The 23,497-nt window shown below is 42.5% G+C and carries 21 protein-coding genes, 1 pseudogene and 1 riboswitch; of the genes and pseudogenes, 11 read left to right on the plus strand and 11 right to left on the minus strand.

Annotated elements, in window-relative coordinates:
- Positions 1 to 175 precede the first annotated feature (175 nt).
- Positions 176 to 1,051 carry a nucleotidyltransferase-like protein gene (locus tag IOC57_RS17080; RefSeq protein WP_207439867.1) on the minus strand — a complete coding sequence of 292 codons (876 nt, stop codon included), beginning with the start codon at positions 1,049 to 1,051 and terminating at the stop codon, positions 176 to 178.
- 175 nt (positions 1,052 to 1,226) lie between these two features.
- Between IOC57_RS17080 and IOC57_RS17085 the strand changes: the two genes are divergently transcribed.
- A complete protein-coding gene (locus tag IOC57_RS17085; protein WP_207439822.1) occupies positions 1,227 to 1,580 on the plus strand; it encodes a YgzB family protein in 354 nt (117 codons plus the stop codon).
- Positions 1,581 to 1,678: 98 nt separating this feature from the next.
- Here IOC57_RS17085 and perR read toward each other — a convergent pair whose 3' ends face one another.
- The 6 genes and pseudogenes from perR to IOC57_RS17115 all read right to left on the minus strand — a co-directional run bounded on the left by perR (position 1,679) and on the right by IOC57_RS17115 (position 5,195).
- Positions 1,679 to 2,122 (minus strand): peroxide-responsive transcriptional repressor PerR, encoded by a 444-nt coding sequence (perR, locus tag IOC57_RS17090; RefSeq protein WP_076371177.1) that lies wholly within the window; start codon positions 2,120 to 2,122, stop codon positions 1,679 to 1,681.
- Positions 2,123 to 2,288: 166 nt separating this feature from the next.
- Entirely contained in the window at positions 2,289 to 2,417 is a 129-nt protein-coding gene (locus tag IOC57_RS25985; protein ID WP_286184953.1) for a hypothetical protein, read from the minus strand.
- Between the two features lie 34 nt (positions 2,418 to 2,451).
- A pseudogene (locus IOC57_RS17100) lies at positions 2,452 to 2,744 on the minus strand (NAD(P)-dependent oxidoreductase); the annotation flags it as partial.
- A gap of 378 nt (positions 2,745 to 3,122) precedes the next feature.
- Positions 3,123 to 4,232: an aminopeptidase gene (locus IOC57_RS17105; RefSeq protein ID WP_207439824.1), complete on the minus strand. Its 1,110-nt coding sequence runs from the start codon at positions 4,230 to 4,232 to the stop codon at positions 3,123 to 3,125.
- Positions 4,233 to 4,242: 10 nt separating this feature from the next.
- A complete protein-coding gene (gene bcp, locus IOC57_RS17110; protein WP_207439825.1) occupies positions 4,243 to 4,713 on the minus strand; it encodes a thioredoxin-dependent thiol peroxidase in 471 nt (156 codons plus the stop codon).
- 62 nt (positions 4,714 to 4,775) lie between these two features.
- Complete coding sequence (locus tag IOC57_RS17115; RefSeq protein WP_034305333.1) at positions 4,776 to 5,195, minus strand: potassium channel family protein; 420 nt, start codon at positions 5,193 to 5,195, stop codon at positions 4,776 to 4,778.
- Between the two features lie 243 nt (positions 5,196 to 5,438).
- Positions 5,439 to 5,630: riboswitch (cobalamin riboswitch) on the plus strand.
- A gap of 146 nt (positions 5,631 to 5,776) precedes the next feature.
- Here IOC57_RS17115 and metE point away from each other — a divergent pair.
- Positions 5,777 to 8,083 (plus strand): 5-methyltetrahydropteroyltriglutamate--homocysteine S-methyltransferase, encoded by a 2,307-nt coding sequence (gene metE / locus IOC57_RS17120; RefSeq protein ID WP_207439826.1) that lies wholly within the window; start codon positions 5,777 to 5,779, stop codon positions 8,081 to 8,083.
- Positions 8,080 to 8,556 (plus strand): acyl-CoA thioesterase, encoded by a 477-nt coding sequence (locus IOC57_RS17125; RefSeq protein WP_207439827.1) that lies wholly within the window; start codon positions 8,080 to 8,082, stop codon positions 8,554 to 8,556. Before metE ends, IOC57_RS17125 begins: the two co-directional genes overlap by 4 nt.
- 41 nt (positions 8,557 to 8,597) lie before the next feature.
- Here IOC57_RS17125 and IOC57_RS17130 read toward each other — a convergent pair whose 3' ends face one another.
- From IOC57_RS17130 to IOC57_RS17140, 3 genes are read right to left on the minus strand one after another with little or no spacing between them, the layout of a single operon-like run.
- On the minus strand, positions 8,598 to 9,383 hold the full coding sequence (locus IOC57_RS17130) for an ABC transporter permease (RefSeq protein WP_207439828.1): 786 nt from the start codon (positions 9,381 to 9,383) through the stop codon (positions 8,598 to 8,600).
- A gap of 4 nt (positions 9,384 to 9,387) precedes the next feature.
- Positions 9,388 to 10,179, minus strand: a complete 792-nt coding sequence (locus IOC57_RS17135; RefSeq protein ID WP_063234836.1) for an ABC transporter permease — start codon at positions 10,177 to 10,179, stop codon at positions 9,388 to 9,390.
- Positions 10,180 to 10,227: 48 nt separating this feature from the next.
- Positions 10,228 to 11,235, minus strand: a complete 1,008-nt coding sequence (locus tag IOC57_RS17140) for an ABC transporter ATP-binding protein (protein ID WP_207439829.1) — start codon at positions 11,233 to 11,235, stop codon at positions 10,228 to 10,230.
- Positions 11,236 to 11,385: 150 nt separating this feature from the next.
- On the opposite strand from IOC57_RS17140, the gene IOC57_RS17145 reads away from it, so the two are divergent.
- The 4 genes from IOC57_RS17145 to IOC57_RS17160 all read left to right on the plus strand — a co-directional run bounded on the left by IOC57_RS17145 (position 11,386) and on the right by IOC57_RS17160 (position 19,350).
- Positions 11,386 to 11,706, plus strand: a complete 321-nt coding sequence (locus IOC57_RS17145) for a hypothetical protein (protein ID WP_207439830.1) — start codon at positions 11,386 to 11,388, stop codon at positions 11,704 to 11,706.
- Positions 11,707 to 11,850: 144 nt separating this feature from the next.
- The gene (locus IOC57_RS17150; protein WP_207439831.1) at positions 11,851 to 13,143 is read left to right on the plus strand and encodes a glutamate-1-semialdehyde 2,1-aminomutase; all 1,293 of its coding nucleotides are present in this window, start codon (positions 11,851 to 11,853) and stop codon (positions 13,141 to 13,143) included.
- Between the two features lie 336 nt (positions 13,144 to 13,479).
- Positions 13,480 to 17,952 (plus strand): glutamate synthase-related protein, encoded by a 4,473-nt coding sequence (locus tag IOC57_RS17155; protein ID WP_207439832.1) that lies wholly within the window; start codon positions 13,480 to 13,482, stop codon positions 17,950 to 17,952.
- A 306-nt stretch (positions 17,953 to 18,258) separates the two neighbouring features.
- Positions 18,259 to 19,350, plus strand: a complete 1,092-nt coding sequence (locus tag IOC57_RS17160) for an FUSC family protein (RefSeq protein WP_207439833.1) — start codon at positions 18,259 to 18,261, stop codon at positions 19,348 to 19,350.
- Between the two features lie 58 nt (positions 19,351 to 19,408).
- Here IOC57_RS17160 and IOC57_RS17165 read toward each other — a convergent pair whose 3' ends face one another.
- Complete coding sequence (locus IOC57_RS17165) at positions 19,409 to 19,867, minus strand: MarR family winged helix-turn-helix transcriptional regulator (RefSeq protein WP_063234830.1); 459 nt, start codon at positions 19,865 to 19,867, stop codon at positions 19,409 to 19,411.
- Between the two features lie 329 nt (positions 19,868 to 20,196).
- Between IOC57_RS17165 and IOC57_RS17170 the strand changes: the two genes are divergently transcribed.
- Genes IOC57_RS17170 through IOC57_RS17185 form a run of 4 tightly spaced genes read left to right on the plus strand, consistent with a single transcriptional unit; the run spans position 20,197 to position 23,399 of the window.
- Positions 20,197 to 20,835 (plus strand): biotin/lipoyl-containing protein, encoded by a 639-nt coding sequence (locus tag IOC57_RS17170; protein ID WP_207439834.1) that lies wholly within the window; start codon positions 20,197 to 20,199, stop codon positions 20,833 to 20,835.
- A 55-nt stretch (positions 20,836 to 20,890) separates the two neighbouring features.
- Complete coding sequence (locus IOC57_RS17175) at positions 20,891 to 22,495, plus strand: DHA2 family efflux MFS transporter permease subunit (protein WP_396020853.1); 1,605 nt, start codon at positions 20,891 to 20,893, stop codon at positions 22,493 to 22,495.
- Between the two features lie 18 nt (positions 22,496 to 22,513).
- Positions 22,514 to 23,044 carry an NAD(P)H-dependent oxidoreductase gene (locus IOC57_RS17180; RefSeq protein ID WP_207439836.1) on the plus strand — a complete coding sequence of 177 codons (531 nt, stop codon included), beginning with the start codon at positions 22,514 to 22,516 and terminating at the stop codon, positions 23,042 to 23,044.
- Positions 23,045 to 23,057: 13 nt separating this feature from the next.
- The gene (locus tag IOC57_RS17185; protein WP_207439837.1) at positions 23,058 to 23,399 is read left to right on the plus strand and encodes a hypothetical protein; all 342 of its coding nucleotides are present in this window, start codon (positions 23,058 to 23,060) and stop codon (positions 23,397 to 23,399) included.
- The last annotated feature ends 98 nt before the right edge of the window (positions 23,400 to 23,497 follow it).

A 23,497-nucleotide genomic window follows, 5' to 3' on the forward strand; every position in this document is an offset into this window, starting at 1 on the left:
CCGTTGTCGTTTACTTCGTAAGCGACTTTTACATCTTATCATGTTTTCAACTTTGTTGTCAACATGTTTTTTAAGTTTTTTTGTTTTGATGAAGCTGCGAAAGCTGATGTCCCGCAGCGACATGTATTAATATAACACCTATATTATTAATGGTCAACACTAAAATCACATTTTTTTAAAAGTTTTTTGACACCCGATAAAACCGATGATATACCTCATGCCCTTTTGTCTCCGCTTTGATGACGTCGATTACCTTCTTCTCGATCAAATATTCCAATAAAACACCTAGGTCGACTGAATAGAACTTAATTTCCGGATGGTCCATAAGCTCCGCAACCATCCACGGGTCTTCTTTCGTCCCCATTATTTCGACCAAATGCTGTGAACCTGCATTCGTCCTCGAATAAATAAGAAATTCACTAGCAAGGAAAAGAAGCTCCAATCTTTTTTCGAGAGTTTCCTCACTGCTGATCAACTCTTTATACAACTTATAGATTTCAGGTTTCATATGCTTCACTTGGTTCCAGACCGTAACCTCCGGATAAAAGCCTTGTTCAATTATTTCTAAGCGGGCCAAGTGATGCAAGGAATGAACGATATGGTTGTATGCCTCAAGGTAATGGCCTTTTTCAAAGAAACTTTTCCCATCCATGTACCTGCGAATTAACTTCGCGAATTCCATCCCCATCTTTAACTTCCTTCCATAGAAGGGGAATTCACGGATTTCGGTTTTCAAACGGTCCAAATATTCATTCCGGTCAAAAAGGACCTTCCCGTTATATATCCAGTCAACCACTTTGCGGTTCGTCCCTAATAGGAGCCATTCTTTTAACTGGTCTTCCTTTACGATATGCAAGGCTGCCTTTTTATCCTGGTATGTGTAATGTTTTAAAAACACGGCCTCTTCGGCATCGCCTGCGATTACAAAAAGAATGTAGTCAAATGTATCGGTAATCGGGCTATTATCCTCTCTTTTTTCTATTAACAAGATTCCAAGTGTAGATTTTAAACTTGCTCGCTCTTGATAAATCGGGCGAAGGATATCTTCCATCATAAATTCCTCCAAAACCTTTTTTTTTAGACTTTCGACAAAACTCTTCAAATTCCTGCTTATTTCCCTTACCCCAAACCAATTCAATTCAAAAGTAATATGTATCCTTTATTTCTTTTTTGTTCCACCCATTGTTTATGTTATAGTTAAAGTTATATTTTAGGAGGGACAATCCATGGCTAAATATTCTAGCAAAATCAATAGAATACGTACTTTTGCTTTGAGTTTGATTTTCATTGGCTTTATCGTAATGTACCTTGGGCTTTTCTTCAAAACGCATCCTGTTGTCATGACGATTTTCATGGGTCTGGGCCTTTTATTCATAATCGCAAGCACCGGGGTTTATTTTTGGATTGGATTGCTTTCTACAAAATCAATCCAGGTTGTCTGCCCTAACTGCGGCAAACCTACAAAAATACTAGGGCGTGTAGATATTTGCATGCATTGTGAAGAACCATTGACACTTGATAAAAAGTTGGAAGGCGAAGAATTCAACGAAAAATACAACCGAAAAAGCCTGCATGATTAGAAGAATTCGGCTAGCTGAATTCCCTTTCCGATGTCCTTAACACATGTATCATTACTTCATAACATGAAAAAAGTTCCAACCTAGTGGAGGAACTTTTTTTAATGCGATTCTTTTTTTGCACAATCCGTACAGTCGCCGTAGATTTCCATCCGATGGTGACTAACATTGAAACCGGTGACTTGTGCTGCGAAATGCTCGACTTCATCCAATGCAGGATAATCGAAATCCACAATTTTTCCGCAAGTTTGGCAAATTACATGATAATGATTCGTCGTAACGAAATCAAACCTTGCTGAAGAATCACCATACGTAAGTTCCTTTACCAAACCTACCTCACGGAAAACACGCAGGTTATTATAAACCGTTGCCACACTCATATTTGGAAACTTGCCTTCCAGCGCTTTATATATATCATCAGCGGTAGGGTGGGACATGGAGCTTATCAAATACTCAAGTATCGCATGGCGTTGAGGAGTTATTCTTACACCGGTATCTTTTAAGGAATCCAACGCTTCTTTTAACTGAACTTCAGACACCGTCATCCACCCCTTTTTCTCATTAAGTATGAATTCTTAAATTATAATATTTATAAATAGTGTACCTTTTATGCGTTGAATTTGTCAATAATGCAATGGCTCAACCATTCTTTTTTAGTTTATTCTTGAACACATTAAATCTTTCCCATTTTTGCATTGAGTTTAGTATCCCCTAAATAAGTCGATTACGTTGGCGAAGCCTTTTCCAGCTTTCATGTATTTGCTTGCTTTTTCCGAATATGGCAATGGTTCTTGGTAGATATTCCCCTTTTACTTGATAGATGCGGGGTGACTGTAACATTCTCCGTCCTCCAAGACGGATGCCCTTTTCCTAAAGGTTCCGGATCAAATACAACAAAGGTGGCATGAGATAATCCCCCGGCATCCAGGCTTTTATCAACACTTCATCGTTAATCAGGTCACCGCGGCCAATATTCACGAATACTGCAGATCCTTTCATTCCTTTAATGTGTTCTTTTTGAAGTAGGCCCTTCGTTTCCTCCGTACTTGGCAGGACTGATACGATATAATCGCCTCCCGGTATGGCTTTCAATAAATTATCCATGGTATAAAGGTGATCCATGGTTTCCACTGGTTTCCCGCTCTGGTTTACCCCCGTCGAAGTCATCCCAAAGGCTTTCCAAGACGAGCCACTTCCTTTCCGATTGCACCGACCATGCACTCATGATCATGATCCATTTCAAGTTCGCCGCGTCCCCAATGATTTCTTCAGTTAAGTCTTCACCCTATGTAATTAATGTTTCCGCTTCACGAAGCGGGCCATCCGTCCGTCATTTTTGGTTCAGGAAATTATTCCACCATCTCCGTTTAGGGCCTCTATTACAGTTGAAAGTATCAACATGTTAACTCTCTTTATTAACATAAAAAAAACACGGGCTCTATGTGTCCCGCGCAACTTTCTCTGAGGAGGTATTCCCTTAATAAAGCATATTCTGGCGTCCCCTTTTTGAGTTGGACAAAAGCCTCACCCTTATTAAAAAAGGCTTTATTTTAAAGAATTTGGGTTTAATGCATGTAATTCTGGCAAAATGAAAACGCCATCCCGTCTGATCAGTACGTCGTCAAAATAGATGTTGCCACCACCATATTCGGGACGCTGGATCAAGACCATATCCCAATGTATCGATGAACGGTTTCCATTATCCGCTTCTTCGTAGGCAAGCCCAAGAGCTAAGTGCAGACTCCCGCTTATTTTTTCGTCGAACAAGATATCGCCCATAGGTTCCAATATGTATGGATTGACTCCAATTGCGAACTCGCCAATAAACCGAGACCCCTCATCAATATTAAGAATTTGGTTCATTTCAGAGTCACGATTGGATGTCGCTTTAATAATTTTTCCCTTTTTAAAGTTTAATTCTATGTCACTAAAGGTGATTCCTTCATAGGTTGCGGGTGTGTTGAAAGCTACCCTTCCATTGAGACTATCTTTTATAGGTGCCGTAAACACTTCCCCATCCGGTAAATTCTTTTTTCCGGCACATATGATGGCAGGCATACCTTTGATGGAAAAGGTCAAATCTGTCCTTGGTGAAACGATCCTGACTCTGTCAGTTCGTTCCATCAATTGTTTTAACGGATTCAAGGACGCCTCCATTTTTCCGTAATCCATGGTGCATACGTTCAAAAGGAAGTCTTGGTACCTATCGAATGTCATGCCGGCTTTATACGCGGATGCGTTGGTGGGATAATTAAGTAAGACCCAACGTCGGTTGTTTACATAGAAAAGAGTGGGGGATTTCATCGCCTCCCCTTGAAGACGGTGCCTCTCGATGGGAACTTCAGCCATTTTCATATCGTTTTCTTCCCCTGTGATGATGATGACTGCATCGATATCCCTATATTTGTTCATGGCCCATTTCGAAGATATGTCAAGTTGTTCCTTCTCATTCCCTTGTAACAAGTGGCGGCTTATCTCATTGTCTTCAAGTTCTACATATGGATAAGCACCAACTCTGTATATTTCATCAATCAGCTCTTTCAATAATGGTTTCGTGTTGATATGCCCCCGTATGAGGATTCTCTCTTTTGGCTGTAATTGTATCGAATGATGAATCAGCCTGGCTGCAAGCTTCGTTATCCGCTCATCCTTCATCTGCCTGTCCCTATTTTTCGAGGTCGCGAAGAGTTCCAAGCGCTTCTTCGACGTGGCCTTTGACTTTTACTTTACGCCATTCTTTGACTACCTTACCAGCTTTATCAATCAGGAACGTTGAACGTTCAATGCCCATATACTCCTTGCCGAAGTTCTTTTTCAATTGCCAAACATCAAATGATTCAGCCGCTTCATGATTTTCATCGGCCAGCAGCAGAAAAGGCAATCCATGTTTTTCGATGAATTTTTCATGACGTGCCGCCGGATCTGGACTGATACCAATGATGACCGCGTTCAATTCCTCAAATTGCTCATTATGGTCTCGGAAATCGCAAGCCTCCGTCGTGCAACCTGGCGTCATGTCTTTTGGATAAAAATATAAAACAATGTATTTCCCCTTAAAATCCGATAGGGACACCATTTCACCATTGTTTGCAGGAAGTTTGAAATCAGGTGCTTTTTCTCCAATTTTAACAGTCATATTGAACCCTCCATTTCTTTCATTATGGTAAGAGTACCCAATAATCGAAAGAAACACAACTTTCATTTATCCTTCCTATCTTTCTGCTCCAGATCGATCACTGTCCGAATCACGAACGCTGCCGGCAGTGTATACCCAATGAAAGCCTGAATGGTAGCTATCATCCTGCCCATGCCAATCGGGGCTATATCCCCATACCCTACTGAAAACATCGTCATCGCACTAAAATAAAAAGAAGTCTTCAACTGTTCATAGAAAGTGCCATCCAATCGATTGCCCATATCAAGAATCACCGAATGATTCTGAAGCTCGTATAATAAATAAATCAGTGCAAACCCAACTAATATCGTCGCATATAAATTGCCAAGCCACAGCATATCCTCCAGAGAAAACTTCTTTCCCCCTGACTCAACTAGAAATAACGTACGAATGCTCATCACCATACAAAAAATGATTCCAGCAATCAAGATGTAGAAAGTCATCCCCCACGCCCCATTTCAAAACGCCACTCCTTCTATACATACTCCCTGTCCAAACAATATATTCTTTTTTAGGGACAGACCTCTTCCTTATACCGACACGCCTAGTAGAACGGATACTTTTCCGATTCTATTTTCCATGTTGACCCTTTTGGTCGGATATGTTACGATTGTCTAAATTTTTATAATAATTTTTATTTTATAAATATTTGACCTGCAAACAAGAATCAAGGCAGGTTTCGCAAAATTTCATATGTGGAAATAGGTTCCTAATTTTCATTAGGATTAAAAGGGAAGTCCGGTGTAATTCCGGCACGGTCCCGCCACTGTAATCGGAATGTTAGCGCCATCCAATATGCCACTGATCAATGGATCGGGAAGGCCCGCCGCTAATGATATTCCCTAAGTCAGGAGACCTGCCTATTTCGACAACACTGTTTTAACCTACGGGAGATAGGGAGGTGTTAGGGACCTTATAATTGTAAGGGGCATTCTGTATGCCTCTTTATTTTAAGCATTTCTAACTTTCTCTTTTGACTGTTAGGGATGCTTTTTTTATTGTTCAATTAAATGAATGTAGGAGGATGGGAATTTTGAAAAGCAGTAGTTTGGGTTACCCTCGAATCGGGGAAGATCGTGAATGGAAACGTACATTAGAAGCTTACTGGTCCGGTAAAATCGATGAGGCAGAATTTACGGCACAACTAAAAGCCATCCGTTTAGGCAACTTACAAAAACAGAAGGAACGAGGCATTGACATCATTCCAGTCAACGACTTCACTTTCTATGATCAAATGCTGGATATGTCCGTCATGTTCGGTCTTGTTCCTGAACGTTATTCAGCTTATGAAGGCGGAAGCGTTCCCCTTTCTGTTTATTATTCAATGGCTCGCGGAAACAATGATGAAGTCGCTTCCGAAATGACGAAATGGTTCAATACAAACTATCACTATATTGTCCCTGAATTAAAACTGTCACAGCTGACTTTAACAGAAAATAAACCACTTGCAGCCTATCGGGAAGCCAAGGAAAAGCTAGGGATTGAAACGAAACCAGTGTTGATCGGACCTTATACTTTCATCTCCCTTTCCAAAGGATTCAATAAACAAGAAATCCCGGGCATCATCCTGAGCCTGCTTCCCCTATATACGCAAATCCTGCGGGAATTGGAACAAGAAGGCGTGAAGTGGGTTCAAATGGACGAGCCTTCTCTTGTTTCATCCATTTCCAAAGATGATATGCAAACTGTTACTTACCTCTATGAAAAATTGAATGAAGCAGCACCCAACCTGAACATCATGCTACAAACATACTTTGATGCCGTGGAACATTACCAAGAAGTCATTGAATTACAAGTCCAAGGAATCGGTCTTGATTTTGTACATGATAAAGGAAGGAATCTAAGTAATCTTGAAACATACGGTTTCCCGAAGGATAAAGTGCTTGCTGCAGGTGTGATTGACGGAAAAAATATTTGGCTATCTGATTTATCGAAAAAAATCCGATTGATCGAGACTCTTAAGAAAAAGGTAGCCGAAGATCAAATTTGGCTTCAGCCCTCTTGTTCCTTGCTTCATGTCCCGGTGACCGTTCGTAATGAAACCGCCCTTTCAAAAGAAGTGAAAGAGGCCCTTTCTTTCGCTGATGAGAAACTTGAGGAAATCACACTCTTGGTCAAAGGGAATAATCAAGGCTTTGAATCAATCGCCGAAAAAGTCGCTGCAAATAAATTTACGGTTCAAACGTTAGCAAGTTCAAATGCACGGAATCACGGGAGTGTACAAACCGATGTCGAAAAGGTTAAGGCCAGAACCGCCGGCCGCCAGCTTCCATTTAAAGATCGTTACCAAAAGCAACAGGAATATTTCAATTTACCTTTTCTTCCTTCGACTACGATCGGTAGCTTTCCGCAAACATTCGAAGTTAAACAAGCACGCGGGAAATTCAAAAGAGGAGAATGGACCGCTTCGCAATATGAAACATTCGTTAATGAGGAAATCGGCAGGTGGATCGACATCCAAGAAGAAATCGGTTTGGATGTTCTCGTTCACGGGGAATTCGAACGGACGGACATGGTTGAATATTTCGGCCATAAGTTAGGCGGATTCGTCTTTCTAGAGAAGGGCTGGGTACAATCCTATGGCTCCCGCTGCGTGAAACCACCAGTCATCTACGGCGACATCCATTTCATCGAACCGATGACAGTCAGGGAAAGTGTATACGCACAATCCCTTACGAAGAAGACGGTAAAGGGAATGCTTACAGGTCCTGTTACGATTTTGAACTGGTCATTTGTCCGTGATGATATTTCCAGGGAGAATGTTTGCTATCAGCTGGCGCTTGCTTTGGAAAAAGAAGTCATTGCTTTGGAATCCGCTGGAATTAAAATGATTCAGGTTGATGAGCCCGCACTTAGAGAAGGTCTGCCATTGAAAAAAAGTGATCGCGACGAGTATTTGAACTGGGCTGTGAATTCTTTCTTGATATCCACATCAAGCGTTGAGGATACAACCCAAATTCACACGCATATGTGCTATTGCGACTTCAACAGTTTCATGGATGTCATCTCCTCCCTTGATGCCGATGTAATTTCCATCGAAACATCCCGTAGTCATGGGGAGCTTGCTTCGGCATTCGAGGAGAAAACATACGAAAAAGGGATTGGCCTGGGTGTGTATGATATTCACAGCCCGCGTGTGCCGGCAGTGGAAGAAATGGTCGATATGATTGAACGGGGCATCAAGGTATTGGATAAAGACCAGTTTTGGATCAATCCCGACTGCGGCCTGAAAACAAGGGGTATCCCGGAAACCGTCGCTTCCCTGAAAAACATGGTCGAAGCGGCAAAAATCGTCCGTGAAAACCTTTTAGCTAAACCAACAGGCAAATGATTGAAAAGAACATTGCCCATCCAATACAGCAGTCACGGACTTTTTTAACCGACCTTGTTTTTCCACCGGATACAAATCATCACAATACCATCTTTGGCGGAAAAGTAATGGCATATGTTGATAAAATAGCCTGCATTTCAGCTATGCGTCATTGTCGAAAGCCCGTTGTGACTGCTTCAAGCGACTCTTTTGATTTTTTGGCACCCATCAAGACTGGGGATGCGATCAACCTTGAAGCTTACGTCACTTGTGCTCATCGTACATCAATGGAAGTATTCGTCAAAGTGGAGCGCGAGAACCTATTAACAGGGGAAAAACAGCTTACGGCACGCGCTTTTTTAACGATGCTGGCCATTGATGAAGACGGTAAGCCGACAAGCGTACCTCAGGTCATACCGGAAACGGAAGAGGAAAAGCAACAATATGTTCAAGCACAAGCAAGGTATATTGCAAGAAAGAAAAAACGGAACTAAACAAAAACCCCTTCAACATGAATGTCGTTGAAGGGGTTCTTTTAGTTCCCTGCCCCGCGGTACCTCTTCACTCCCTGATTCCATATGAAAACGGATATCACGAAAAAGGCAACCCCAATTACAGGTGTGGCAAATGCATATGCATACCACTCTTCTTTTCTAAGGAAATAAGATGCCGGATAGACACCAACAAACGCGAATGGCAGCACCCATGTAAGGACAAAACGGATGACCTTATTATAAATATCAACAGGATAGCGCCCGTAGTTCCCGATATTATACATCATTGGCATGATGGATGTTTTCGCATCCGACCAGAACCCAATGCTTGCTATCGCAACGAAAATGGCTGCATAAGCGAGGGCCCCGCCTATTGCAAAAATGATGAAGAGAATCGGGTCATACCACGCAAGCTGCAACTCCAATGAAATCCCCGAATAGAATATAATGATCAAACCGGTAACAACACCAAATAACGCTTCTAGCTCGATTCTTTCTAAAATGACTTGGAACAGGCTATGTATCGGTCTTGTTAAAATCCGGTCCATTTCACCTTTGACAATATAGCGGTCATTAAAATCCCAGATGTTGAAAAAAGCAGAAAATAGGGCGAATGGGATAAGGAAGAATCCATAAATGAATATGATTTCTTCACGGCTCCAGCCGCTTAAAAATTGGGTATGTCCAAAAATGACTAAGATAAATACCAGATTCACGACCTGATTCAGCAGGTCAGATAGGATTTCCATGAAGAAATCGGCTCTATATTGCAATCTTGTTTTCATATATTGACTCACATATTGGAAAAACATCGATACATAAAACATCCCGTCAACCTCCTTGAATAATCAGCTGTTTTTTTGCGACTATCCATAAAAGCTGAATCGGTATTATGAGAATGATGCACCAAATTAACTGCTGTAAAAGCGCCATGCCAATTTCGCCTGAACTGTACCCGTTCGTAAAAATCATGCTCGGTACATAGCTGATCCCTTGAAACGGCAAATATTTCATCACTTCCTGCGCCCATATCGGATAGAAACTGATGGGCAGCAGCAAACCTGAAAATAAATCGATGATAACCCTTTTAGCCCGGATCAATCCGGCATTATTATATAAGAAAAAGGTAGTGATACCCGTCAATAAGTTTATTTGTGTATTGATGATGAAACTGAACAGCAAGGAAATGCCGAATATCCCCCAAGTAGCCGGCTCGTGCGGCAATTCTATAGGGAAAATGAAAGCTACCAGCAGCATTCCTGGAATCGAGAAGAAGAAGAAACGGAATATCCCTTCCCCAAGTCCTTGCATCGTTTTCATGCCTAAATAGTTATAAGGCCTGATCATTTCAATGGCGACCTTGCCGTCTTTAATTTCAGTGGCGATTTCGCGGTCAATATTATTGAAATAAAAAGCGCGCGCCATCCATGCAACAGCGACATAGGTTGTCATTTGCATACCTGAAAGTCCTTCGATGGAGCTTTTTTCTCCATATATCGCATTCCATAAAAAATAATAAGCACCGATATTAATGCTATAAATTAAAATGCCGGTATAATAATCCGTTCGATACGCAAGCATCATCAAAAAACGCATGCGGATCATTGCAAGATACTTCCCCATGGCCCTCCCCCTTCTTGATAGACACGTTGTTCCTTAATGATAAGAGAGTCAGACAGTGCCTTTTTCGTAAATGTTGCGAACAATCTCTTCAATGGACGTTTCATGGATTTTGATGTCCTTTATTTTAAAATGAGATACGACAGCCGAGACAAGCTGTGAAATATGATCACTTTCTTCTTTCAACAAGGCTATGTATATTTGATTTTTCTCATCATAAACCCAGTTAGCGGTAAACGGGAGCGCTAATGATTGCAATTCCTTCAATGCGACCGGCTCGATGAATTGAAAATGGATCTGTTTTTCCTCAGCCCAGTTATCTTTTAAACTCTGCAATTCACCATCATAAATGATTTGGCCTTCATCAAGCATGATTACGCGCTCACATAATGCTTCAATGTCTCCTAAATCATGGGTAGTCAAAAGGATTGTCGTATTATATTTCTCATTGATTTCTTTAAGGAACTCACGAATCTTCATTTTCACGAGTACATCAAGTCCAATCGTCGGCTCATCCAGGAACAGCAAAGGTGGGTTGTGGATCAAGGCTGCCGCAAGCTCGCACCGCATTCGCTGACCAAGTGAGAGTTTACGCACTGGTTTGTCCAGCAAAGGTCCGATATCGAGCGTCTGGATGACATGTTCCATATGATCGTTATATTGTTCATCCGTCACCTTATAGACCTTTTTTAGCAACCTAAAGGATTCTTGAACCGCAATATCCCACCAAAGCTGTGAGCGCTGGCCAAATACGACTCCGATTGTCTGAGTGAACTTTTCCCTTTCTTTATGTGGATTCATTCCATTGACCGTGATTTCACCTGCTGTCGGTTCCAAAATACCTGTCAGCATTTTGATAGTGGTCGATTTCCCAGCACCATTTTCCCCGATATAAGCTACCATCTCACCCTTTTTTACAGTAAAATTGATATCATTGACGGCAGGGACGATTTTATAATTTCTAGTAAGTAAATCCCGGAAGGCACCCTTTAGGCCTGTACGGCTTGATGCCGACTTAAATTCCTTCCGAAGCTGTTTCACTTGAATTGCATCACTCATCCTGTTATATCCTCCGTAATCTCTTGTCCTAATGAATTAGTTTATCCAACCTAACCTTTTTAGACAATAAAAATGCTTGGATGCCATATACCATTTTCAGGGAGAAATGATCGTTGTACCAGATACATATATAAAGGAGACGAGTATGCTATGAATATTAAAAGATTTTTACTATCACAAATCGAAAAGGTCGTAATCGACCTTCGATATGACTTCCTTTATGAAGATGAATACGGGGAATTATTATGCCAGGTCATCCAGAGGGATTCCAGCGGATCGATCGAAAGCACCCCCATAAGTTTTCACCTTGATATTAATGAAGAAAAAGGAACCGGTCACCTAATCTATTACCATGCCAAGGGAGAAATGAACCGCCAATCCTTCGACATCGAAAACCCTGCCACCATTTTGGCCATTCTTACATTTATAACCGGAGTGTTGGGCTCCGACCCCATTTCCCAAACAAAATGATGGCCCTGAATCCAGATGCTTCTAGGGCTGCAGCGGTTCCATCATGGGACGAGTCACATTTCCCAGCCCCCCACTCCAGATTTCCGGACGAAAAAGTGCTATGATTAAGAGGTAATATGTTTATATATATAGGAGGTTTTAAGATTGGATTTTAGTAATTCGGAGCTTTTACATAAAGAGGCATTGGAACATATCGTCGGCGGGGTTAACAGCCCATCCCGTTCTTTCAAAGCCGTAGGCGGCGGTTCACCAGTTGCGATGGATCATGCAAAAGGGGCTTATTTCTGGGATGTTGATGGCAATAAATATATCGATTATTTAGCTGCCTATGGCCCGATCATCACAGGGCATGCTCATCCACATATTACGGAAGCTATCGTTAAAGCAGCAGAAACGGGCGTTTTATACGGCACACCGACAAAACATGAAGTCAAATTTGCCAAAATGTTGAAAGAAGCCATACCTTCCATGGATAAAGTACGCTTCACCAATTCAGGCACCGAATCAGTCATGTCAACCATCCGTGTGGCCCGCGCTTACACAGGACGCGATAAGATCATCAAGTTTGCTGGCTGTTACCATGGACACTCCGACCTTGTTCTCGTCGCTGCAGGTTCCGGCCCGTCCACTCTAGGTACACCGGACTCTGCCGGCGTTCCAAAAAGCATCGCACAAGAGGTTATCACGGTACCTTTCAATGATATCGAGTCATTTAAAGAAGCACTTGATAAATGGGGCAATGAAATTGCAGGCGTGCTGGTTGAACCGATCGTCGGCAACTTTGGAATCGTGGAACCAAGCCCTGGCTTCTTGGAAGAAGTCATTTCACTATCTCACGAAGCTGGATCACTCGTCATTTTCGACGAGGTCATCACAGCATTCCGCTTCATGTATGGAGGGGCACAGGACTTCTTGGGAATTCAACCCGATTTGACCGCTCTTGGAAAAATCATCGGGGGAGGGCTTCCTATTGGTGCCTATGGCGGTAAAAAAGAGATCATGGAAACTGTCGCCCCGCTAGGACCAGCCTATCAAGCAGGTACGATGGCAGGAAATCCAGCTTCCATGCTTTCCGGGATAGCTTGCTTAGAGGTACTTAAAGAAGAGGGGCTGTACGAAGAACTTGACCGGCTGGGAAAAATCCTTGAAGAAGGCATCCTGAAAGCGGCTCTTCAATACAATATCCCAATCACCATCAACCGCCTTAAAGGGGCATTGACGATCTATTTCACGACAGAAAAAATTGAAAACTATGAGCAGGCGGAAAATACGGATGGCGAAATGTTCGCTAAGTTCTTCAAACTCATGCTCAACCAGGGAATCAATTTGGCACCGTCCAAATACGAAGCCTGGTTCTTGACAATTGCTCACACGGATGATGATATCGCATATACTCTAAAAGCGGTTGAACATGCATTCAAAAACCTAATACAATAAATTGAACCAGCATAATTATGCATTTTTTATACACCCTCAGGATGTACATCCATCTTGAGGGTTTCTTATTTCGCTGTAATAAATCTTTAATATTAGCATTTCAAGCCAATCCTCACAAAAATCCCATCAATAACAGCATCCATCCGATTGTATAAAAAATTGATTTCTGAATATTTAAATGATATGATATGGATACATTTATATACATTTATACACTTTCTTTCAATCTATCAAAACTTGGACTATTGTTCGGGTTTACTAATATTTCCCCCATTAAACACATGCTACAGGAGGTGAAAGGCTGAGAATAAGGGCACCCTTATTCAAGCCACATATATGACCCAACAATGGACACCTGCTACATTCAAAGAATTTCACAAGGAAGAACATGATGCCTGCGGAATCGTTTCCTGCATCGAAAAAAAGAAGATCCCTACTAACGAAAACATCTTTGCCTGTATCGATGCCCTGGTTAAAATGAACCATCGTTGTGGTTTCATCAATGGTGAGGGCGATGGCGCCGGTATCCATATCGATATTCCCCGGGCTCTTTGGAAAAAGAAGCTTGAAGCGGTAAATATCGATTCAGGCATCGTCGATCAAGATTCCTTCATAGTAGGCCACTTATTTTTAAGCAAAAAAGCAGAAGCTAACGACTTAAAAATCGAAGTTAAGGAGAAACTGCTCCAACATGGTCTCTCATTGATATTCGAAACGGATAAAGCCTACCGCTCCGAGGCATTGGGACCGATTGCCATTCAAGAAGACCCAGTATTCTGGCAATTTGCCTGTACCTCCACCATTAATAACAAACAGGAGCTTTCAAATGTTCTTTTTGAGCTGACTTCCGACATCGAAAAAAGTGATTTCATCCATGTTGCATCTTTAAGCCAGCATCATGCGGTATACAAAGTGATGGGTGCTGGGGATACGCTCCCTGCCTATTACCTTGATCTTGCCGACCCTTTGGTTGCGTCCACCATGACACTGGGACATAATCGTTTTTCAACTAACACTCTATCAAGCTTCTTCCGGGTCCAGCCTTTCAGTGTACTTGGTCATAATGGCGAAATCAATACCATCGCCAAATTGCGTGATGAAGCGAAAATGGTCGGAGTTCCCATCGCTAAAGATGGAAGCGACTCACAGGATTTAAACAAGACAATCGAAACTTTCATCTGCCGTCATGGCTACTCTTTATTTGAAGCTGTCGATCTTATGTTTCCGCCAATCATCAATGAAATCAAGGAATATCCCGAGCACTTACAAGACTTATATACGTATTTAAGGGAAGCATGGGGTCATTTTGCACAAGGTCCGGCAGGCATCATCTCTCGTTTCGGCGATGAAGCCGTGTTCTCTGTCGACTCTTTAGGCTTGCGCCCGCTATGGAATATTGAAACGGAATCATCCTATATGTTCACTTCCGAACCTGGGATCATCCCTTCCAGTGAATATACCGGGGATCCGAAACCGATGGGTCCAGGGGAAAAAATCGGTTTGAAATGGAACGGCGACCGTATTGAATTGTACACTTACAAGGATTACCAGGATAAAGTATTTGAGCTCTTCAATGATCGTTTCGTCCTTTCCAATGACCGATTCCGCTTACAGCCCCAAGTTTTTGAAAAGGTTGTCTCCATGACAAACACGCAAGCCATTCATAATGGGCAGTATAAAGCATTTGGCTGGGAAAGGGAGCATGTCCAATTAGTGGAACAGATGGCCGAAAAAGGCGCTGAGCCTATTCGTTCACTTGGTCACGATGCGCCACTGGCAGCACTTAATCCCCAACGGACCAACATTGCTGATTTCATCAAGGAAAGTGTGGCCGTTGTAACCAATCCAGCGATCGACCGGGACCGGGAAACCGAGCACTTCTCAACAAGAACGATCATCGGAAAACGACCTTCCCTTTTCGAATCGAATAAGGCAGGAAAGGTTACGGAGCTGCTGACTCCCTTATTGATTGAAGGATCAACGGGTTATGAGTGCTCGTCTATCGTATCGCAGCCAAGCTATGATCAGTTCATTAAATATAACCAAGATCAAAAACTCGTGCACTTCATTTCAAGCACGTTCAAAGAGGATGAAAATATCACGGATGCCTTGGCCAGGATTACGGATGAAAGTGCCAATGCAGTGGATGAAGGAAAAACGCTGCTCGTTCTGGATGATGCCCTTGCCCATCAAAACGGCAACCTTTGGCTTGATCCACACCTCGTCACTTCAGCCGTCGATCAAGCGTTGGTCCGCACCGGCAAGCGCCGTGATTGTTCCATCCTTTTACGTTCAGCATCGCTAAGGTCACTGCATGATATCATCGTTTCTTATGGTCTTGGGGCCAACTTAATCAGCCCCTACTATATGTTCCTTTCCTTAGCTTCAGATGACCTCAAGGGGGTTACCAATCTATATAACTCCTTGACGAAAGGGCTTGAGAAAGTCATCTCCACCATTGGCATTCATGAGCTGCGCGGTTATGGAAGACTTTTCTCAAGCATCGGTTTACATGAGGAAATCGCGAAATATTTAAATGTGGCTAACTTCTTTGGATCCAATAATCTGGACTATAATTTTGATAAAATCAAGGCAGATGCCATCCAGCGTGCAGCAGATTACAGCAATGAAAAAGAACGGATGGGAAAGACCTTTCATTTATTCCCTAGAATTTGGAAGTCCATCGGGGAAGTTGCTTCAACCGGGGACTATGATGCTTATCGTGAAAAGATCACCGAACAGGAAGAATCCAATCCTACGGCGATCCGCCACTTGACCTCATTAAAAACTTCAGATGCTTCCATTCCTTCTGAAGATGTCAGTCTTTCGGTCGGCGAACAGGAAATGCCGTTCGTCATAGCCTCCATGTCCTTTGGATCACAGAATGAGATTGCTTTCCGGGCATATGCAGAAGCTGCCGAGAGGTTAGGCATGATCAGCATGAATGGTGAAGGCGGGGAAATCAAGGATATGCTGGGCAAGTACCCGAAATCCCGCGGACAGCAAATTGCTTCCGGCCGTTTCGGTGTCAATGCAGAACTCTTGAACTCTTCAAATCTATTGGAAATTAAAATTGGGCAAGGGGCAAAGCCTGGTGAAGGCGGTCACCTTCCCGGTTCCAAGGTCACAGCGAAAATCGCAGAAGCCCGAAATGCAACAATCGGTTCCGATTTGATCTCCCCTTCCAATAACCATGATATATATTCAATTGAAGATTTGGCCCAAATGATCCATGAGCTAAAAACGGCAAACGACAAAGCAAAAGTTGCCGTCAAAGTACCGGTCGTTCCAAACATTGGTACGATTGCTGTCGGCGTCGCAAAAGCGGGCGCAGATATCATAACGCTTTCTGGCTTTGATGGCGGAACGGGTGCAGCCAGGATCCATGCACTCGCGCATGTCGGTCTACCAGTTGAGATAGGGGTGAAAGCGGCCCATAATGCTCTGCTTGAGTCAGGTATTCGTCAGAATGTTGAAATTTGGGCTGACGGTGGTTTAAAAAGCTCGATGGATGTATTGAAGGTCATGCTGCTTGGAGCAAACCGGGTAGGTTTTGGAACCCTTTCGATGATTGCTGTCGGCTGTACAACATGCCGCGGATGTCACCTTGATACATGCCATGTGGGCATCGCCACCCAAATTGAATCGGAAGCGCAGGCGAAAGAACATGGGCTGCGCCGCTTTGTTCCACGAAAGTTTGATTTAGCCGTTCAGGGATTAACGAATATGTTCAGTGCATTTGCAAAAGAACTCAAATCTTTGACAGGTTCACTTGGGGTGAAGAATCTTCAGGATATCGTCGGACGTTCCGATTTGCTACAGCAAGTTACAGGTCAACAATCATTGGATTTAACGTATTTATTGAAAAACCTTGATATAACACCGTTCTCACATAAAGAAACGGCGGCATATTTGAATGAAGGCTCCATGCAGGTAGCCGTTGGCGCTGAATATCTGGATTCGCATGTAGATGATCTGCATCAATCCCGGAGCTATAGCTCGATCACTGCCGAGCAGCGTGTACTTGGCAGCAGGGTGTCCTGTCACCGGGTTAGGGGCAGATTGGATGGGTCATACAAACAACTTCCTCCCGTTCACCTATCCTACCAGGATGGTTCCATCCCGGGTAATGGACTTGGGGCATACAATACGGAGGGAATTTCAATCAGCGTGAATGGCGGTGCCCAAGATGGTATTGGCAAAACATCGATTGGCGGTAATATTGCCATCTTTAAATCTCCAGGAAAAGATGGGAAGTTCTACAATGGCTCTGTCGGTAAGGGATTTGGTTACGGTGCACAGCATGGTCTCCTCATTGCCCAAGGTGATGCAGATGCCAGGGCGGGAATTCGTCTTTCCGGAGCGGATATGATCATTGGCGGTTTATTGAAACAGCCACTTCCTGAAAAGGAAAACGGTAATATTGCGGTGACTTCCAATATTAAGGGATTCGCTTTTGAATACATGACAAATGGGAGAGGTTTAGTTCTGGGTGATCCCGGTCCATGGATTTGCGCAGGGATGACAGGCGGTGTCGTTTATCTACGGCAACAGCCTGAATCTGGATTGACCAAAGAAGTCATTAAGAAACGGGTTGCGAAAGGTGCAAAGATTTCCATTGAGCCCCTATCCGCTAAAGGCCTGCAGGACGTGGCCGAACTTCTTGGCAAATACACGTCCCTCTTGAAAGATCATGGTCAAACCGAAGAAGCGGCATCCTTAGAAACACTGCTTCAAAATCCTGGCGAGCACTTCCTACAAGTCGTTCCAGTTAAAGAACAGGCGGATCCTGCTGTATCCACGGAGTGATCCTGAAAATATAATAAAAAAGGCTGATGCTCTTCAATTCGAGCATCAGCCTTTTCCAGTAAACGATGAAAAAACACAGTTGAAAGCAAGCAAGAAATTGCCTATCATTTCTTTATATATTAAACTTGTTTTTAGCTATTGTAACTTTCAGGAAAATCCTGTATATTACTTTTTGTTTACATCTTCTTATTTTAGTGTAAAGTACTAACAAATAAGTTAGAATACAACTTTAAGCAAAAGCCTATATATAAATAGAGCCTTTTCTTACCACGATCATTACAACACAAAGAAAGGATTAACCTATATATGAAGTTTGGTGCCCGCATTCTCAAAACAGGAATAGCAATTGTTTTAGCGCTTTATCTATCGGAACTGCTTAACCTTCCTGCTCCTGTCCTTTCTGGGATTGCTGCAATTTTTGCAATACAGCCGACCATTTATCGTTCATATCAGACGGTGTTGGAGCAAATTCAAGGAAATATCATTGGCGCATTGGTTGCTGTCTCCTTCGTTTTGTTGTTCGGAAATGATATTTTTATAATCGGTCTTGCCGTAATGGTTGTCATAACCATCAATTTAAAACTGAAAATGGATAAAACGATTGTCCTTTCCATCGTGACGGTCATTGCCATCATGGAAAACCAAGACGGGGAATTCCTGAATTTTGCCTTTATTCGTCTCTCATCCGTTTTGCTTGGAATCGTTTCTTCGTTTATCGTGAATCTGGTTTTCATTCCTCCAAAGTACGAAGCAAAGCTTTATACACGCATTACAGATGTAACGGAAGACATCTTGAAATGGATCAGAATCAGCACAAGACATGCTACAGAACACACTTTATTGAAAAAAGACATCAGCCGCTTGAAGGCGGAGTTACTCGATCTGGAACATATCTATTCCATGTACAAAGAGGAACGGGAATATTTCAAGAAGAACAGTGTAGCTAAAGCAAGAAAGCTTGTCGTTTATCGGCAGATGATCATAACGACAAAAAAAGCGTTTGAAACTTTGAAGAGAGTCCATAAATTCGAGAATGAAGTATATCAAATGCCTGAAGATTTCCAAAGGAGTATCTTACAGCAGCTTGATTCCTTGATCCGAAAGCATGAACAGTTGATATTACTGCATATTGAAAAAATCAAGTCCATCGAGGAGATTGAAGAGTGGGATCAGGATTGTTTAAGCCGTAAAGAGCTGCTCGCCCACTTTTTCGAACAGCAGAATCAAGTGGACAAAATGCATGATAACCTGGGCCATCTCTCTGCCCGCCTTGTACCATTGATTTCTGCAGTCATAGAATATGACGAACAATTGGAACATCTTGAAAAGCTGATCGTCAGCTTTCAGTCCTTCCATAAGGAAGATAACGAAATATCTGTTCAGTATGAAGAAGATTAAAAAAGACGGTTCCCGGGAACCGTCTTTTTTCTCCTCCATTTAGAGTATGCCCCCTCTTTCAATCATCCAAAAGGTTCTTATCGGCCGCCTTTTCAATCGTATCCAATTTCTTCAAAAGATCCTGCAGTTCATCTTCTGAGAATGAGTTGAAGTTCTTTCCCATCAATTGGTTATGATCCGCAAGGACTCTCCCTAAAATTGCTTCCCCTGCCTCTTTCAATTCAAGATTGATGACCCTGCGATCCTTTTCAGAGGGCTGCCGTTTCACATAATCCATTTCGACCAGCTTATCTACAAATACGGTAATCGCACTTGGCTTTACGGTTAAGAAGTCAGCCAGCTTAGTCGATTTGATCGACCCCTCTTTTTTCAATATCAATAATATGAAAAACTGAGGCGACGTTAATCCATAAGGCTGAAGATTTTTTGCTACGATGGCCCTAAGCTTCTTCCTAATTCGAAAGATCTGCATTTCTATACTATTAGTTACTTCCCATTTAAATTCCAGCCTTCTCACTCCTTATATAGGACAATCCTACCTCTTAAATTTAATTAAATGGCATTCCAATGTCAACTTTACTTTCCATATATCCTTAAAACTAAAAAAAAATTCAAATTTTTACTATTTCACTGTATTTATCCCCCATTATTATTCCGAATAAATTACATGACAAAAAATAATTAAGGTGATAAACTCTTTACTTAATAATATTAATACTTATAAAAATTAATATTTATTAAAATTAACAAATAAACATTAGAATAGGAGGCGATGTCGTTTATATCTCTACTGAAAGTTAATCAAAAAAAGGAATACATCATCAATATTATTTGGAGGCGAAACAAGTGAATAGAGGACGTTTAGTTTTAATCAATGTCATTGGTTTGGTTATTATAATAGCGGTATTAGCCGGCGGGGCTTATTACTATTATGAAAGCACGAATTTCATTAAAACGGATGAAGCGAAAGTATCGGGAGAGCTATATACCATCGTTGCCCCAGCAGCCGGTAAACTGGCAGATTGGGACTTACACGAAGGAGACAGTGTAAGTAAGGGTGACAAAGTTGCCAATGTAACCACCTTAGACGGAAATGAAGCGGTAAAACCCGCAGCACAAGGTACAATCGTTAAAACACAAGTGCATGATGAGCAGCTTGTTCAAGCGGGTCAAACGCTAGCTCAGACCATCAATATGGATGATCTGTCTATAACGGCTAATATTGAAGAAAATAAATTGAAAAATATCGAAAAAGGTGACAGCGTCGATATTATCATCGATGGAGATCCCGATACTGTCTTCGAAGGTGCGTTGGAACAAATCGGTTATGCCACAACTTCTGTCTTTTCAGTGATGGGCAATCAAAACAGCAGCGGAAACTATACAAAAGTCACTCAAAAAGTACCAGTTAAAATTTCCATCAAAGCACCATCCGATAAAGTTCTGCCTGGAATGAACGCAGAAGTGAAAATTTCAACTAAATAAGAAGGCTACACCGTCATACAGAAAGGAGGCTTTTCTTTAAATGGATTCTCAAACCATCTCAGTAAATGAAAACAAGGGAATGAAACAGTTTGCCCCCATGTTAATTATCTTAATGCTAGGATTGTTCATGGTCATTTTGAATCAAACCCTGCTTAGTGTCGCCATGCCGAGGATGATGGCAGAATTCAATGTAGCTGCGACTACGATTCAATGGCTATCAACTGGATTCATGCTCGTGAATGGAGCTTTGATCCCATTGTCCGCTTTTTTAATAGAACGGTTTGGCACGCGGATTTTATTCCTTGCTGCCATGTTTCTATTCACCGTCGGGACATTCATCTGCGGCATCGCACCAAATTTCCCCGTCATACTTACAGGCCGACTGATCCAGGCGGCTGGCGGCGGGATCCTACAGCCATTGGTCATGACGATCATCCTTTTCATCTTCCCTCCGGAAATGCGCGGGAAAGGAATGGGGATATTTGGACTTGCCATTATGTTTGCCCCTGCCATCGGCCCGACTTTATCAGGTTGGGTGATTCAGGAATATAGCTGGCGGGTCATGTTCTACGCAATGGTGCCATTAGGCATGATTGTCATGATACTCGCCTTTTTAAGCATGCGTAATGTAGCAGAACCAAGGAAAATCAAATTGGATTTGTTGGGTGCCTCTCTATCCTTGCTAGGTGTTGCTTCATTACTGTACGGTGTCAGTGAAGCAGGTTCCAAAAGCTGGACGGATTCCATCGTTCTGGGAACGATCATCATTGGGCTGATCAGTTTGACCTTATTTGTGGTTCAACAGCTTAAATCCGATACTCCTATGCTCGACTTCCGTGTATTTAAGTATGACATGTTCGTATTATCGAATATCATTTCCGCCATCGTCACAGTGGCCATGTTTACCGGGATATTCTTATTGCCTATATATTTGCAGACTTTAAGAGGCTTCACACCAGTTCAATCCGGTCTATTGATGTTACCCGGGGCCCTTGTGATGATGGTGATGTCACCCATTTCAGGAGCATTATTTGACAAAATCGGACCTCGTCCATTAGCACTAATTGGTTTAGCGATTACTGCCGTCACAACCTTCGAATTCGCTAAATTGACTACAGAAACAACCTATTCGACTTTGGTCATCATCTATGCCATCCGCGCACTTGGAATGTCTTTACTGATGATGCCCATCATGACAGCTGGGATGAATCAGCTTCCTAAGCATTTGAATACACATGGTACGGCAATGAGCAATACGCTTAAACAAGTAACGGGAGCCATTGGTACGAGCTTCGTGACGACCATTTATACTACCCGTGCTTCTTTCCATGGAACGGCTTTAGGAACGGAAATGAGTACGAGTGATCCCGGTTTTGTTCAGAATTTCCAAACAATCGTTCAATCCATCATGACTTCGATGAATCAAACAAGTGAACAGGCACAGGAAACTGCCATGTCGCTGATTTCTTCACAAATCCAAGGTCAAGCAAATGTGATGGGAATCAATGATGCATTCTTTTGGGCAACAGGCTTCGCAATTGCCGGTATCGTTCTCTCCCTATTTTTGCGTGACGTTCGGAAGGACAAAGCAATGAAAAAAGCTAAACAAGAACATTTGGATGTACCTTTGCTTCCTTCACCAGTAAAAAAATCGGTTTAATTGAATGGGGGAATAAAAATGAAGATCTATGTTGTATACGATAGTGAAGGTAACCATACGAAGGCACTTGCCGAATCAATAGCTCAAGGAGCCGCTGCGGTTCCTGGGGCTGAGGTTCTCATTGACCATGTAAACGAGGCGGATGTTTATAAGCTTCAGGAGATGGATGCCATCATCTGGGGCTGTCCAGGTCATTTCGGCACCATCAGTTCGAGCTTGAAAACATGGATTGATAAACTTGGGTATCTATGGGCGGAAGGTGCACTCATCAATAAAGTGGGCGCTGTATTCTGTACGACGGCCACCGTACATGGCGGACTCGAGGCTACCATGCTGAACTTAATCACCCCTATGCTTCATCAAGGCATGATCATCGTGGGCTTACCAGGCACAGTCCCGGAAAACGCCTTATATGGTTCCTACTATGGAGTAGGGGTAAGCTGTCCGCCCGGTGTGGATGACAACATAACCAAACATGACTTGCAGCTTGGAGAAGCATTAGGAAAACGGGTAGCCCATGTCACCCGTTCATTCATAAACGAGCTCTAGGAGGCTTGATTCAATGGGCATAATTCTAATTATCATCGTTGCCATATTAGCGGTTACAGGCTTGATCACATTCAATATCAAAGCCTTATCACCTGAAGATAAGCCGCCGGGAGTCGAGGAAGAGAACTCATTGGAACCTTTCTCTTCGGCAGATGATGCCGTTACCGAAATCATCTCCCCAACAGACAATGATGAATTGAAAATGAAAGATCGGGATTATCGTTTAGCTCTTTCCAAGCTTCACAACCAAAAGCCTGACGATGAACCATCTGCAGAAAAAAAGCCTAATCTTCGTAAAATGAAAGACGCGGAATACCGTGATACATTGGAAGACTTCCTGGAAAATCACGATTGAAACACATCCCCCCATTCGGTATATTCGCCTCTTTATTGGGGGGCAATTACTATGCATGAAAGGAACATCTCCGACCTCTGCAACCGCCTCCGCTTAAA

Origin of the sequence: Bacillus sp. SD075 (assembly GCF_017355165.1) — a bacterium.
Taxonomy (GTDB): Bacteria; Bacillota; Bacilli; order Bacillales; family DSM-1321; genus Peribacillus.